The following is a 14,190-nucleotide window of genomic DNA, read 5'->3' on the forward strand; positions in this document are numbered from 1 at the left end:
AATTAATTTTAAATGTTTACCTTTTCATTAAATATGCTTACCCAATCGTTTACAACTTCTTCAGAAATAAATTCAGGAAAAGGGTGTAGACCATTATCTAATCTTCCAAATAGCAATAAATCAACCCCAAGGTTATGAGCATAAAACACAGGATCTAGATAACGCATTAATGTAGGTGCTTCTATAAAAAAATTTATTGGTTTTTTATTACACATAACTTCTTCTGCTTTAAAACTAAAACCAAACTCATCTTCACCCCCCATATTTGCTAAATATCTCCCTTTAAAAAAGTTACTATCAAAATTGTTGCTAATCACATCTTTCACCCCAGTTGCTGTTACGATAGCAAACATTTCTGAGGCTAAGTTTTCGATTTTCGATTTATTATCTGATGTGTAACTTTCAAATCCTGCTAGTTTTGCCTTTTCTACATTTTGAGGTTCTTTATCAACAATTATAATGTTTTCAGTCCTTGATTTTAGATAGTATGCAATTCCTACACCCACTTTTCCATATCCGAAAATCATAATTTTTTTCTCTGTTGTATCTTCTTGACTTAACTTTTCAAAAGCTCTCAAAAAAGCCTCCCCAGTTCCAAGTACCCCTTCCAAACTTTTTATTTTACTTTTGTCTACTGAAATAATTGGATAATCTACTTTAATAGATCCATATTTATTCGTTCCTGTTGCTGTAATTTCCACAGTTCCTATTTTTGGAGGGGTTTTATCAATTAATTCACCTGCACAATCTAAGTGCAAGTCAAACGTTTCATTTGTTATTTCATGTTGTTGTTTCCATCTACCTCCACATTTAATATAAGCATCTGTCAATGTTTTGTCTACTTCCATAAAGCTAGGAGAAGTTACCGTTATAGTAGCTCCTCCTTCATGGAGTATCCCCAATTTTACTATTGTTTCTCTTGTAAAAGGTGTATTGTGTAAAATTGTCAACCCTTGATACGGTTTATTGGTTTGTACCCGTTGCAATTGCTTGTTTAAAAACGGCATCTCAGAACTTGGATACTCCTTTCTTATAGTTGAAATAAATCTTACTATATCGTTCACGTTTTTCTATTATTTATAACTGATAAATATGACAACTTACTTAACACCTATATCCAAAAAATGTTTCTAGACATAAATTTGGTTTTATAATGGAATAAATGCAGAGACTTTATAAAATTCATCGGAAGTACCCACATCTGTATTTAATGTTGATCCTGCAGAAATTCTAAAGGCTATTCCTTTATCAAATTTCATTTTTATTGAGCCTCCCAACCATTGGTAAATCTTTACACTTCCGGGTGCATCTTCCAGTCTTGTGATACCAAATGATTCGTAAAAAGCCCCGAGAACAACCCGATTACCTATCTGTATTCCCGGAGCCGCCCAGTTTAAGAGATAGTCTTTTGTAACAATTCCATCGTCTTCTCTGAGTGATTTATAGTAGGCGATGTATCCTTCAAAATCAAAAAGACCATCATTATAGGCTACAAATAGATTAGGAACTAACCCTTCTCCTATTTTTGTTTCCTTACTATCTGAAGAAAATTTACCATGAGAGATTCCAAAAGTAGGATTGACATATAGCTTATTATCTAACAATTTAAATCCAATTCCAACTCCTGTTTCTAATAATAAATCACTACCAGATTCTAAGTTACCAAAAGATGTATTGGTCCAAAAAATACTATACATAGTGATGTCATAGTTTTTATTGGTTTCAAAATTTCCAAAGAAAATAGGATAAAATCCAGCGACACTATTATGTATAATTTTGGTTGCAAAAGTGGCTTTCTTTTTTGTCTCTGTTTCTTGGGCATAAATAATATGTACTGACAATATAAATGCACATAATGTGATTATGATTTTTTTCATGATCAAAGTTTATTGTTTAAAAAATTGTTTATAAATTTTGAAATTGGCTTATGTGCTTCTTCCAAATGTAGATGATGCCCTCCACTGATCCAATGCACTTCTGCATCTTTAAATTGTTTAATACGCGAAGTAAACATCCCATTGGAAAACAACCCTTGTTCTCCTAAAATGATCAGTGTTTTGCATTGAATATTCTTAATGAACAATTGGGCTTGACTCTCTGTCATACGATAACATTCTGATAAGACAATTCTGGGATCATATGTCCATCTAAAACCACCAGATATTGGTAACAAGGATCGTTCTACCAGACAAGAAGATGCTTCATGAGAGATTTTCCCTATAACGCTATTCATTCTATCTTGAATTGCTTCTTCCTTTGTTTTAAAATAGGCTTCATCGCTATTAGAAAAACCGTACAATCTTGTTTTTTTTGCCATTTTCAATTGTTGCACAGACTTTCTAAATCCAGAAACAATTTCATCTTCTTCAATAACAAAAGGAGCTCCGAGTCCATCAATCCATATTAATTTGGTGATCATCTTTGGCATTGCTCCTGCGATAATAGATGCTATCCCTGTTCCCATAGAGTGTGCCAATATTGCACACTTTTTCCATCCCAGCTTTTCTATTATCCTTATCACATCTAATGCATAATCCCATAGATAATAGGAAGCATCACTTGTCCTATGATCGGATAGCCCATGCCCGGCTAAATCTATTGCTACGAGGTATATATTATCAGATAATAATGGAGCAATTTTATCAAAGGTATTTGCATTGTCTAGCCACCCATGTAGTGCTAACACTGGTATCCCATTTGGATTTCCCCATCTTTTTGAAGCAATTTTAAAATCATCCATATCGATAATTTCCTCAATACATTCTACTGTTTCCATAACTATACGGTTGCTTTGATGTTTGCCTTTTCTAATGCAATTGTTTTTAAGCGTATTACATCAAATTTCCCGTTCGGTGTTTTAGGCATGGATTTTATAATATTTACATATTCAGGCACTTTATAACTTTCCAGGTCTCTTTTACATTGTGAAATAATTTCTTCTTCTGAGATTTCATTATCATCTGCGAGTACAACAAAAGCAAACAGAACTTCTCCATAATCCTGATCAGGAACCCCTGTAACTAATACTGCATTGACTTCTGGAATTGCATTTATATAGTCTTCAACTTCTTTTGGACTTACTTTTATTCCTCTAGATTTTATCATATGATCCATTCTTCCTTTAAAATATAGATACCCATCTTCATCTAGTGAACAGTAATCTCCTGTATACAGTACCATTTCTCCAGAAAATTTCCCTTCTTTTAGCTTCTCTGCTGTTTTTTGAGGTTTATTCCAATACCCACGCATAACGGTTGCTCCACGGATAACTAATTGACCTATCGTATTCGGTTCATCGATCTTATTATCATCATCATCTACCAACCAAAGTTCTGTATTAGGTATAGCTACCCCTACACTATTGGGTTTCTTATCAATATCTTGTGGTGGTAAATAGGTGCATCGTTTGCATTCTGTAAGACCATACATAGAAAAGATCTCAACATTAGAAAACAGTGTCTTTACCATATTTATATTGTTTTCTGTAAGTGCAGCACCAGTATTGGTCACTGCTCGGATGCTTGATAGATCCAACTGAGATTTTTTGTTTTGCTCGTAGAGCATAGTAACCATAGTCGGGACAGCCGGAAGAATTGTAGCTTGTTTTTCTTTTATTGCTTTTAACAAGAAAATGGGCCAAGTGAATTCTTTTTCCAATAATAATGTTGCCCCTGTAGATATGCACATAATCATCTGATATAAACCGTAATCAAATGATAATGGAAGTGCGCATAAAACATTATCATCTATACTATATCCCAAATAAGCATTTAGGGAGTTTGTTGCGGCAATCATATTTTGATGAGTAAGCATAACCCCTTTTGGCTCTCCTGTAGATCCCGAGGTATATATTATTGCGGATAAATCAATACTAATTGTTCCAGTGTAAACAATCTCTGATTTTTCGGCAGATAAAATATTTGACATGTATTCGTACAATTTGCCAGAGGTAGCTCCTTTTTCTCCGGATATGATTACTTTTGACAGCCCTGATCTCTCTAGCATTGATTGATTATGACTTACAACCTCATGATTGGTTATTAATGCCGTAGCACTAGAATCATTGAGTATATATTCTATTTTTTCTGGTTTTAATTCTATTCCTACCGGAATAACTACAGCACCTGATTTGAGTATCCCCCAAAAGGATATTATAGTGTCAATTGTATTTCCCAAAAGGATAACAACTCTATCTCCACGTTTCACATCTGAATTTTGAAGAGAGACCGCTACTTTATCGGATAATTCATCAATATCCCTAAATGTATACTTCTTTTTTGCTATAGAAACAGCAACTTTATCTGGATATACTTGCGAATTTTGGGTTAAAAAATTTTGAAGTAAGGGTATCATTTTTCTTTCGTTTTAAATAACTATTTATTTTTTTTCTTTCTATTTCGGCATTTCATTTTGCTTATAAAAGAGCATAAGAATTCCTTCCCTATATAATAGCAGTCCTATTATCTATAAGGATATTTTGTTAGTAAAAAGAGAAGGTTTAAAAAATCCGAGATGGATTTCAGATTTAGCTTAATTGCAAAATGATATAATCATGCACATTTTCAGAGAAATTCATTTTTTGATATGGGTATATTAAAATGTAAAACTCTGATATTTCAGCATTGTAATTTGTAAGAAGTGTTCTTCTTTTTATAAATAAGAACACTTCTTATCGTGTATTGAGCTAGAATCACCATAAAAATCTCTTAGCAACTACTTTTATGGATAAATCTAATATAGCTACCAACACTTTGTCATTACAATATTTATACTGCTACTTCTATTCCCAATTCTGAAAGTACGTAATCAAAAATTGTTTGTAAAGTGTTAAAATGCCTGGCTTCAATTGTATCGGCATTTACTTCAAATCCTTCTATATTATCTTCCAGAAATGTTAGAAAAAACATCGAAGAAAGAGAATCAATTCCTAAATCGTTTTTGAGATGTGAATCTAAATGTATTTGTTCTTTGTTTAAATTGGCTATACTATCTACCAATCCATCTTTTATGAGTTCTAAAATCTTATTATTCATCGCTTTTTTTTTTAGTTTAATACAGGTTCTTTTTCAAAATTTACTACAACTTGTCTATCAATGATATCCTCTGAAGTGTCTTTTTTTCTAATTAAATGTACTTCATCTTGATAGACCAGTACCTCTACGGGAAATCCATGACTATGGAATAGACCTGGAGATGAACTGGGTCCATAAGCTCCTGAATCTGTTATAACTAAAAGATCCCCTTCACTAGTTTTTTTCAAATCTATATTTCTTCCAATAATATCATCTGGGCTACATAGAGGTCCTGCCACCTGATAAGTTTCAGTTTCTTCATAGATTGATGTAATATTTTCCATTGGAAAATTTCTCTTTACCACTCTACCAGAGCCCGCTGAGGCAGAATGACAATTTGTTCCTCCATCTGTCACAACAAACGTTTTACCATGGTTAATTTTAATATTATTAACTTCTACAGTAAAATACCCCGCAGTTCCAATAATAAATCTTCCTGATTCCATGATAATTCTAGTATTAGGATACTTTTTATTGAATGAACCAAACAAAGGAGTCATTAGGTTTTTAAATTCAACGATATCCAATTCTACCTGATTAGGAAAATATGGGATTCCCATTCCTCCTCCTACATCGACCATAGAGAAATTTGTGTTGTATTTTTTACTAATGTGGTCGTATAAGTTTAATATATATCTGGTATTTTCAAATACTGATTGTGCATCCAAGATATTTGTACCATTATATACGTGTATTCCTTTTATATTGATATTAGACATGCTTAAATAGTTCCCAAAATTTTCCACTGCATGTTTTTCATCAATACCAAATTGAGTAGGTCTTCCGCCCATTTTCCAAGGAGAACCTTTTGCAGAAAAATCTGGATTTATTCGAATAGCAACATCTGCTACTACTCCTGCTTCTTTGGCAAATTCTGAGATTCTTTTTAATTCTGTCTCTGATTCTACAACTATAGCAAATAATCCAAGAGAAATGGCTTTTTTAAGTTCATAATCTTTTTTTGATGGGCCTAAAAAAACAATATCCTGAGGAAGAGTACCTGCTCGTAAAGCAATTTCCAATTCGGTAATAGAACAGACTTCTGTACAAGCCCCTTTGGATCTTAATAGTTTTACCAAAGAGACATTTGGGTTCACTTTTAAGGCATAAAAAACGTCTACACAGTCGGGTAAAGCATTTACTAATCGTTGATAATTTGATACTAATTTTTCTCCATCATAAATATACGATGGTGTACCGTGTTTTTTTACTGCAGCAATAATTTTTGTTTTGTGTGTTTGCATAATAGCTTTAAGTTATTGTTTATTATTTTTCTTTTCTTTTCTTTTTCTACCAGATATGCAGTTATATCGGACTATTTTAAATAAGTATTATAAATATGTGCTGATTATTTCTCTTCTATAAATGGTATAATATTTACTGTAGGGGTTATTGTTACCAAACAAAATTCAGAGAATAGCATGATGTATCTCTAGCATTTTTTTGATATCCTACTTCTATTGATTATTACTTTGAATATCTGGGTGCGTTGAAGGAGAAGCTACAAGTTTTTGGGAGACTAAGTACTACTATTATTTATCCGAATTAAACATATCATACTGTATTAGCCAATTCCCATTTTCTTTTTTCCATAGAATAATATATGATCCTTCAAAAATGTGTTCTTTTTTAGAGTTTACATACCCCAACATATGACATCTCTGAAAGGCTACATCCATCTCTCCATAAAACTCTAATTCGTCCTGGTAGAACTCCACTCTATCCACCCCTTTTACACTTTCTGTAAATTCTTTTTCAATATCTGTTCTTCCAAGTCTAGGCTTAACACCAGGTTTCATAAATACAGAACCTTTTACCGTATACTCTTCTGATATTCCTTTGGGGTCTTTATTCTTCCATTTGGTCTCAAATCGTCTATCTGCAATGTCTATCAATTTTGCTTCTTTTACCAAGTCTGCCTTACTAATACTGTTGGTACCAAAATAGCTAACAACAGAGCTTTTGTAGTCTATGCTAATTTTTTTGGATTTAGAAGAATCGGTAAATGAGATTACGATTAATGCCCCGATAGCCAAAGTGGCTACAAAAATCGATTTGTTAAAGTTTACTTTTTTCATGATTGTGTGTAATTAAAAATTATTAAATATCTAATTGATTTGATTACCGAAATTAGAGCAACCAAAAAAATCGACTTATAAAAAATCTAACACAAAATCTCATTTATATTACTTAAGACTGAGCCCTTTTTATGGTTTTATATCAAAACAATTGAGTGTTATTTGCAATAAATCTCTTACTTCTATAACAATATTTTAACATATCTATCAGTTTATTGATGAAACTCAACAAAAACTCACAAAATAATGAGAACAATTAGCTTAGAATTGTTTAATATTCTTATAAACAATGGAATGTATAAGTATTGCACTTATAACCAAAATGAATTTATAACACATAAAGAAAATCTATTTAATAACATGTACTTTATTGTTAATGGTATTGTAAAGGTTAGTTGTACACATCAGAATGGGCAAGAGCTTATTCTTGTAGTACTAAATCAAAATCAAATATTTGGAGGGATTGGTGTTCTACAGAACTCGAGTTCTAACTATAGTTTTGAATCTGTAGATGAAAAAACTACTATACAAACATTTAGCATGAACAGTATTTATGAAAACATAAAAAAGAATCAAGATCTGGAAAAAGATTTGTTTCAAATCTGGAGAGAAAAACATAATATACTTGAAGAAAGAATTAGAATACTGAACATTAAATCTACCGCATCTAGGTTAATAGAAGTTCTAGTAGAGTTTAAAGAAAAATTTGGGTATCTATGCCCAAAAACTGATAATATAATAATTAATTCTCCTTTGGATCAAGGGGAACTTGCCAATTATATCAGAACATCTAGAGTAAGTGTTAATAACATTATACAAAAACTAAAATGCGAATCTTTAATAGATTATCAGAATCAAAAAATAGTTCTAAAAAAGGATTTCTTTAACTATTACGGTTCTTATCAGGTTTAATAGTCACAATAGCAAAAATTTGGCTTCTAACTATTATTCAATTTTTCATTGTACAATGATTTGATAATTCCGTCAGACAGTCCAATTTTTGGTACAAAAATTTCTCTAGCATTACTCCATTTCATGGCAGATAAATATATCCGTACGGCTGGAAGGATAACATCTGCCCTATCTTGATTTAAGTTAAGTTGCCAAATTCTTTCTTCATAAGTAAGAGACTTAAGTAGTTTATAATAAGAACTTAAATACAAGAACGATAATGATTTGCCATTATTTTTACCACTATTCTTAAAAATATTGTTGATATTCCCTCCTGATCCAATTAGCGCTATTCGGTTATAATTTTTGGTCTTTTCTTTTATCCAAAACTCTACATCTTTCCATATTTCATCAGAAACCAAGTCATTAAGTAGTCTTACCGTTCCTAGTTTAAATGATCTTGAAGCAATTGTGTTACCATTATGGTATAATGTAAATTCTGTACTCCCTCCACCTACATCAACGTATAAATAGGTAGCATCTGTATTAACCAACTCGTGTAAGTCTGTCATAGCTATGATGGCTGCTTCATCTTTTCCATCTATAATATCTATTTGTATCCCTGTTTTTTCTTTTATTAGATTAACCAGTTCTTCTCCATTCTCTGCTTCTCTCATAGCCGACGTTGCACAAGCTTTATATCTAACCACGTTATGTGTTTTTATAAGAAGCTGATATGCTTGCATAGCATCAATCATCCTAGTAATATTTTCAGGAGAAACTTTTTTGGTCTTAAAAACGTCTGCTCCTAAACGTATAGGAACACGAACAAGGCTAGTTTTTTTAAATCGTGTAGATTTTCCTTTTTCTTCATGAACACTACATATTAATAATCGTACCGCATTGGAGCCTATATCAATGGCTCCGTATTTTTCTATAGTTAACAAAATAATTAATTTCCTAGTTTTTTTAAATAATAGTTATACGTTTCTAACTGTGATCTTACTACAACCTTATCATTTCTAATATATGCATTATCCTGATCTTTAGAAAGTCTTCTGGCCTTTACATTATCGTTCCAGCAAATATCAAAAGTTTCCATTAATTCTAATTTTATATCATCATCATAAATTGGGCAAGATATTTCAACTCTTCTGTCCAGATTGCGTGTCATCCAATCCGCAGACGATATATAAACTTTTGGATTACCTGCATTCATAAATATATAAAGTCTTGGGTGCTCCAGAAATTTGTCAATTACACTTATAGCTCTAATATTTTCACTCATCCCGGGTATACCAGGTATCAAACAACAAATTCCACGTATGATCAAGTCTATTTTTACTCCTGCTCTACTGGCCTCATAAAATTTATCTATCATATCATAATCACTTAAGCTATTAAGTTTTAACTTAATTCCAGCAGGTTTACCTTCTTTAACATTATTAATTTCTTTATCAATTAATTTTACTAAAGAAGACCTAGTGTAGTGAGGAGAGATTAGCAAATGTTTATATCGATTAATTTTATAATTTATTTCGAAGAATTTAAATACTTTATTAGTTTCTTTTAGTATTGCTTCGTTGGTTGTAAATAATGTATAATCGGTATAAATTTTTGCAGTAGATTCGTTAAAATTCCCGGTACTTATAAAGCCATATCTTTTAAGCTTACCTTTTTCTTCTCTTTCAATCACACAGGCTTTGCAATGTACTTTTAATCCTTTAATACCAAAAATTAGATTCACTCCTTCTCTTTGCATCTGCTCTGCATAACGAATGTTGGCCGCCTCATCAAAGCGAGCTTGCAATTCAATCTGTACTGTAACTTTTTTACCATTTTTGGCGGCATTTATAAGAGAACTGGCAATGTGCGAGATACTAGCTAATCGATAAATTGTTATTTTAATGCTTTTTACCTTAGGATCGATTGCAGACTCCCTTAAAAATTTTACCATATAAGAGAATGTGTGATAAGGAGTATATTGCAGAAAATCTTTTTTAGCAATTTTATCAAGTAAACTCCCTTGAAGGATTAACCCAGGAATTGCCAGAGGTTTAATAGGTTGATACACCAATGTAGTATCTCCTAAATCAGGAAAATTCATATAATCTCTACGGTTATGATATCTACCACCTGGGATAATACTATCTGTATTATCAACTCCCATTTTTTCCATTAAAAATGCTAAGGTATCTTTTCCTATAGTTTTGTCGTAGACAAACCGTACAGGTTCACCGTCTCTTCGCGATTTTACACTACTGGAAATTTTTTGAATAAAACTTTTACTAAGGTCATTATCAAAATCCAATTGCGCATCTCTAGTAATCTTAATCATATGAGCCGATGCTCTAACATAATCAAAAATACTAAAATTAATATGCATACAATATCTGATCAAATCATCGAGAATAATAATAAAACGTTTTCCATCTTTTTCTGGAAGTACTACAAACCGATCAGTATTCTTTGGGATTTCGATTAATGCGTATATTTTTTCTTTTGTGGTTTGATGTAAAATTTTAGAAATTCTTCCTTCTTTGGGTATTTTTTCTTTGAGAACAAGTTTTACGGCTAGGTACGCCACACTATCCTTTAAATGAGGGAATTTATCAAGGTCATTCAATATATACGTTACCAAAGCAGGACTTACCTTACTTACAAAATAATTACGAATAAAAGCATCTTGATCAGGTGTTACCTGATTTTCGTTGATAATAAAAATATTATGTAGTTCAAGCTCTTTACTGATTTTTTCAATAGTCTCAAGACTTGTTGCTTGCTGCTTTATTACTATACTAGTGATTTTATCTAATAATTCATTTGCAGTCACTCCTTTGAGTACATTCCTACCATCTTTACCTGCAAGATCAATTCTTTTTATTGTTGCATACCTTACTTTAAAAAACTCATCGAGATTATTAGAAAATATTCCAATAAAACGTAGTCTTTCTAATAATGGAACTGTACTATCAGCGGCCTCTTGAAGTACTCGTGCATTAAATTGCAACCAGCTTAATTCTCTATTAATATATTGGTTTTTAATACTCTCGGACATTATCTTAAAGATTTAGGAAAGATAGTGAATAAGGTTTTTCCTACAGTAATATTCTGCCAATCATTAACATCAAACTGTATAGCAACTACACCCGATGTTGGTAGATTATCAATAGTTTCACTTCCAAAAAGGTTGGCGATTGATGTAAAAGCATGGTTATGTCCGAATATCATTAAAGTGTTAATCTTGTTATTACATTTTTTTATTACATCAATGACCATCCTTCCTTCAAAATCATAAAGTTCTGATTCTAAATAAAATATACTTGGGTCAATATCCAAATATTTAATAATTATTTTTGCTGTAGTATGTGCTCTTTCAGCTGGGCTAGACAAAATTTTATCTACAGATTTAACTTTAGTACTCAACTCATTACCAACTAGTTCAGCATCGATCAACCCTCTTTCATTTAGAGGTCTTTTATCATCTGTTACATCAAACTTCCAAGAAGATTTTGCATGTCGAATTATATATAAAGTTTTCATGAATCAAATACTATTTATGAAGAAATGAAGTTATTTTATACAAGTTTAAGAATTCGAATTTAAAAATCTTAATATATAGTAGTAAAAATATTTTTTTTGTACGCTAGGCTATTTTTTGTATTCTCAATTTTTTAATGATTGGCTTCGCATTGATATTCTTATAAAAAAGTGCTTAATACTAGTGCTAATTAAATGAAAATGAAGATCATACACCCTGATTTTAATCGATAAAATCCGTATTTACGTCGAAAACATCAATTTTTTCTTATTTAATCAAATGCTAAAATATAAATTTACATACGGTTTTCCCTTAAATCAGAGTGTTTTCCCCAAACATTATGACTATAATTGATCATAATATTATTAGGGCTATTAAAAAGCAAATAAAGTGGAAAAATTGATGACTAAAAACAGGAACCTAATTTGGTTTCAAAATTTGTACCTACTTATTCTTATATGCAGCTTTGGTTCTTCAATTGTATATGGACAGGTAGAGGTGCCTCTAAAAAAACGTACTGAATTAACGTTAAAAGGCGATTTCAAATTTGTATCCAACACTATTTTAGGTAAGGTAAGTAACGATGACGGGTCTGGTGAATTTGATCCAAATAAAAGTTACAATGACGGAGGATTGAATAACCAATTTAGAATGGGCTTTATCGATATTGATAATGACTCATCTACTTTTAATTCTAGTAGTGCAGATTTGGATATTGATTCTGATTGTAATGCAATCAAACATGTTGGCTTATATTGGACTGCCGCTTATGCAGATGAAAATCGAGAACATGATATAACTTCTATAAAAGTAAAGTATCCTGGTCAAAACACATATACTACAATTAAAGGTGGAAATATAATTTATGACTATTATAATGATAGTGAATCCTTATTTAAGCAATATTCATGCTATAAAGATATAACTGCAGATGTTCTGAAGCTTGAGAAACCTTTGGGAACATATACTGTAGCAAATATTCCAGCAACTACTACAGAAGTGAATGATGATCAAACTTTGGGTAATGGACTTGCAGGAGGATGGACAATGGTTGTTATATATGAAGATGACACCAAACCTAGAAAAAGGTTTTATGTATATGATGGCTTTGTAAATATTGATTCTAAAGCTAAACCAGTAGCATTTACTTTTGATAATTTTCAAACCATACCTAATGGAGCGGTTCATGGTAAAATTGGAGTAATAGCTTATGAAGGAGATAAAGGAATTAGAGGAGATCGATTTCAGGTAATGTCTAACGAGACTAATAAGTATAAAAGTCTTGCTGATGGTACCAATCCAATGAATAATTTTTTCAATGCCAATATTACAGAAAACGGAAGAAATGTAAAATCTAGAGTACCCGCTAGTCAAAATACGTTGGGCTACGATGCTGATTTATTTGATATTAAGAATATTCGAAACAGTATTATTGGTAATAACCAAACTGAAGCAAAGTTTAGATTATTAACCGACAATGATGGATATTCAGTTATTTCTGTTGCATTTAGTGTAGAGATTTATGAGCCTGCGATTCATATAGTAAAACGCTCAAAATACACTGCTAACGATAATTATATTCGTCCTGATGATGTATTATCACCTAAGCAAGAAATAACGTACAACCTTACTATCTATAATGATGGAAATGATGATGCAAAAAATACCGTTATTAAAGACATTCTACCTAAGAATGTAGTTTTTTCTGAAAAATCACTGGTATTACCTACCAAAAAAATAAAAATGAAATTTCATAAAGCTTCTAGAACATTAAGCTTTATCATACCGAATAAAATGGTAAAAAAAGATAGTGAACCTTTTAAAATCAGTTATAATGTAACGGTAGATACAGGTTGCGAATCGATTAAAACCATTGATGATATTATGGTTGTAGATCAACCTGTTATAGCCGAATTTAATGGTACTTTAAATGAAACTGTAAAATATTCTAAAGGATACAACCACATTAATTCTTGCGAGCTTCCTGATTATTATCAATTTAAACTAGCTATAGATATTAGTAAGTTAAACTGTCCTAATGCATCCAGACTTGTTTCTATTCCTAAAAAGAAGATGAACAGTCAGTTTGCATCTGTAATGCCTAGTGAAATGGATGAAGTAAGCAGGTCAAATAACACTGATAGCAAAGGCATCACCCCTGGCGATATTGTTAAATCAAAAACCACTCCAGAATCTCTTGTAAAATCTGATATGAAATTGAGCAAAACAATAAATGATCTAATCAACTTAAATGAGATCTATTTTGATTTTGACAAGTGGGATATTACTGAAAAGGCAGAAATAGAACTAGACAAAGTAGTTCAAATCATGAAAAATGATTATCCAGATATGATAATCAAAATAGAAACTCATTCTGACAGCCGAGGTGAAGAAAATTATAACCTTACACTATCTCAAAAAAGGGCTAAGTCTATCTATAATTATCTTTTAAGTAAAAACATTTCTAAAAATAGGATTTTATCTTATGTTGGTTTTGGCGAAAGCAAACCTGTTAATGATTGTAAAGATGGTCAAGATTGCTCAGAGGATCAATATCAAAAAAACAGACGATCTAGCTTTGTTATAATGTAATAGCAACACTAATTAA

Annotated in this window: 12 protein-coding genes; 2 read left to right on the forward strand and 10 right to left on the reverse strand. The window is 31.5% G+C overall.

Annotated features, from left to right (window positions below; genetic code table 11):
• Nucleotides 1–8: 8 nt before the first annotated feature.
• The 7 genes from C1X07_RS02330 to C1X07_RS02355 form a co-directional block, all read right to left on the reverse strand.
• The gene (locus C1X07_RS02330) at nt 9–1,064 is read right to left on the reverse strand and encodes an NAD-binding protein (protein WP_128755175.1); all 1,056 of its coding nucleotides are present in this window, start codon (nt 1,062–1,064) and stop codon (nt 9–11) included.
• Between the two features lie 84 nt (nt 1,065–1,148).
• A complete protein-coding gene (locus C1X07_RS02335; protein WP_103068357.1) occupies nt 1,149–1,877 on the reverse strand; it encodes a DUF6733 family protein in 729 nt (242 codons plus the stop codon).
• Between the two features lie 2 nt (nt 1,878–1,879).
• Nucleotides 1,880–2,776 carry an alpha/beta fold hydrolase gene (locus C1X07_RS02340; RefSeq protein ID WP_103068358.1) on the reverse strand — a complete coding sequence of 299 codons (897 nt, stop codon included), beginning with the start codon at nt 2,774–2,776 and terminating at the stop codon, nt 1,880–1,882.
• A 2-nt stretch (nt 2,777–2,778) separates the two neighbouring features.
• Nucleotides 2,779–4,353 carry a class I adenylate-forming enzyme family protein gene (locus tag C1X07_RS02345; RefSeq protein ID WP_103068359.1) on the reverse strand — a complete coding sequence of 525 codons (1,575 nt, stop codon included), beginning with the start codon at nt 4,351–4,353 and terminating at the stop codon, nt 2,779–2,781.
• A 413-nt stretch (nt 4,354–4,766) separates the two neighbouring features.
• On the reverse strand, nt 4,767–5,033 hold the full coding sequence (locus C1X07_RS25200) for an acyl carrier protein (RefSeq protein WP_206604197.1): 267 nt from the start codon (nt 5,031–5,033) through the stop codon (nt 4,767–4,769).
• Between the two features lie 11 nt (nt 5,034–5,044).
• Nucleotides 5,045–6,316: a diaminopimelate decarboxylase gene (gene lysA, locus C1X07_RS02350; RefSeq protein ID WP_206604198.1), complete on the reverse strand. Its 1,272-nt coding sequence runs from the start codon at nt 6,314–6,316 to the stop codon at nt 5,045–5,047.
• 288 nt (nt 6,317–6,604) lie between these two features.
• Nucleotides 6,605–7,150 carry a nuclear transport factor 2 family protein gene (locus tag C1X07_RS02355; protein WP_103068360.1) on the reverse strand — a complete coding sequence of 182 codons (546 nt, stop codon included), beginning with the start codon at nt 7,148–7,150 and terminating at the stop codon, nt 6,605–6,607.
• 246 nt (nt 7,151–7,396) lie between these two features.
• On the opposite strand from C1X07_RS02355, the gene C1X07_RS02360 reads away from it, so the two are divergent.
• Complete coding sequence (locus tag C1X07_RS02360) at nt 7,397–8,062, forward strand: Crp/Fnr family transcriptional regulator (RefSeq protein ID WP_103068361.1); 666 nt, start codon at nt 7,397–7,399, stop codon at nt 8,060–8,062.
• 26 nt (nt 8,063–8,088) lie between these two features.
• Here C1X07_RS02360 and C1X07_RS02365 read toward each other — a convergent pair whose 3' ends face one another.
• The 3 genes from C1X07_RS02365 to C1X07_RS02375 are packed head-to-tail and all read right to left on the reverse strand — an operon-like array spanning nt 8,089 to nt 11,584.
• Nucleotides 8,089–8,988, reverse strand: coding sequence for a Ppx/GppA phosphatase family protein (locus C1X07_RS02365; RefSeq protein ID WP_103068362.1), 900 nt, complete (start codon nt 8,986–8,988; stop codon nt 8,089–8,091).
• A gap of 5 nt (nt 8,989–8,993) precedes the next feature.
• On the reverse strand, nt 8,994–11,099 hold the full coding sequence (gene ppk1 / locus C1X07_RS02370; protein WP_103068363.1) for a polyphosphate kinase 1: 2,106 nt from the start codon (nt 11,097–11,099) through the stop codon (nt 8,994–8,996).
• Complete coding sequence (locus tag C1X07_RS02375; protein ID WP_103068364.1) at nt 11,099–11,584, reverse strand: SixA phosphatase family protein; 486 nt, start codon at nt 11,582–11,584, stop codon at nt 11,099–11,101. Before C1X07_RS02375 ends, ppk1 begins: the two co-directional genes overlap by 1 nt.
• 400 nt (nt 11,585–11,984) lie before the next feature.
• On the opposite strand from C1X07_RS02375, the gene C1X07_RS02380 reads away from it, so the two are divergent.
• The gene (locus C1X07_RS02380; protein WP_103068365.1) at nt 11,985–14,174 is read left to right on the forward strand and encodes an OmpA family protein; all 2,190 of its coding nucleotides are present in this window, start codon (nt 11,985–11,987) and stop codon (nt 14,172–14,174) included.
• The last annotated feature ends 16 nt before the right edge of the window (nt 14,175–14,190 follow it).

This window comes from Aquimarina sediminis (assembly GCF_002895435.1).
In the GTDB taxonomy this organism is placed as follows: domain Bacteria; phylum Bacteroidota; class Bacteroidia; order Flavobacteriales; family Flavobacteriaceae; genus Aquimarina; species Aquimarina sediminis.

Excerpts from the sequence above, each read along its gene's own strand:
- C1X07_RS02335 (WP_103068357.1), bottom strand. The coding sequence starts at position 1,877 with ATGAAAAAAATCATAATCACATTATGTGCATTTATATTGTCAGTACAT.
- C1X07_RS02340 (WP_103068358.1), bottom strand. The coding sequence starts at position 2,776 with ATGGAAACAGTAGAATGTATTGAGGAAATTATCGATATGGATGATTTT.
- C1X07_RS02345 (WP_103068359.1), bottom strand. The coding sequence starts at position 4,353 with ATGATACCCTTACTTCAAAATTTTTTAACCCAAAATTCGCAAGTATAT.
- C1X07_RS25200 (WP_206604197.1), bottom strand. The coding sequence starts at position 5,033 with ATGAATAATAAGATTTTAGAACTCATAAAAGATGGATTGGTAGATAGT.
- lysA (WP_206604198.1), bottom strand. The coding sequence starts at position 6,316 with ATGCAAACACACAAAACAAAAATTATTGCTGCAGTAAAAAAACACGGT.
- C1X07_RS02355 (WP_103068360.1), bottom strand. The coding sequence starts at position 7,150 with ATGAAAAAAGTAAACTTTAACAAATCGATTTTTGTAGCCACTTTGGCT.
- C1X07_RS02360 (WP_103068361.1), top strand. The coding sequence starts at position 7,397 with ATGAGAACAATTAGCTTAGAATTGTTTAATATTCTTATAAACAATGGA.
- ppk1 (WP_103068363.1), bottom strand. The coding sequence starts at position 11,099 with ATGTCCGAGAGTATTAAAAACCAATATATTAATAGAGAATTAAGCTGG.
- C1X07_RS02375 (WP_103068364.1), bottom strand. The coding sequence starts at position 11,584 with ATGAAAACTTTATATATAATTCGACATGCAAAATCTTCTTGGAAGTTT.
- C1X07_RS02380 (WP_103068365.1), top strand. The coding sequence starts at position 11,985 with ATGACTAAAAACAGGAACCTAATTTGGTTTCAAAATTTGTACCTACTT.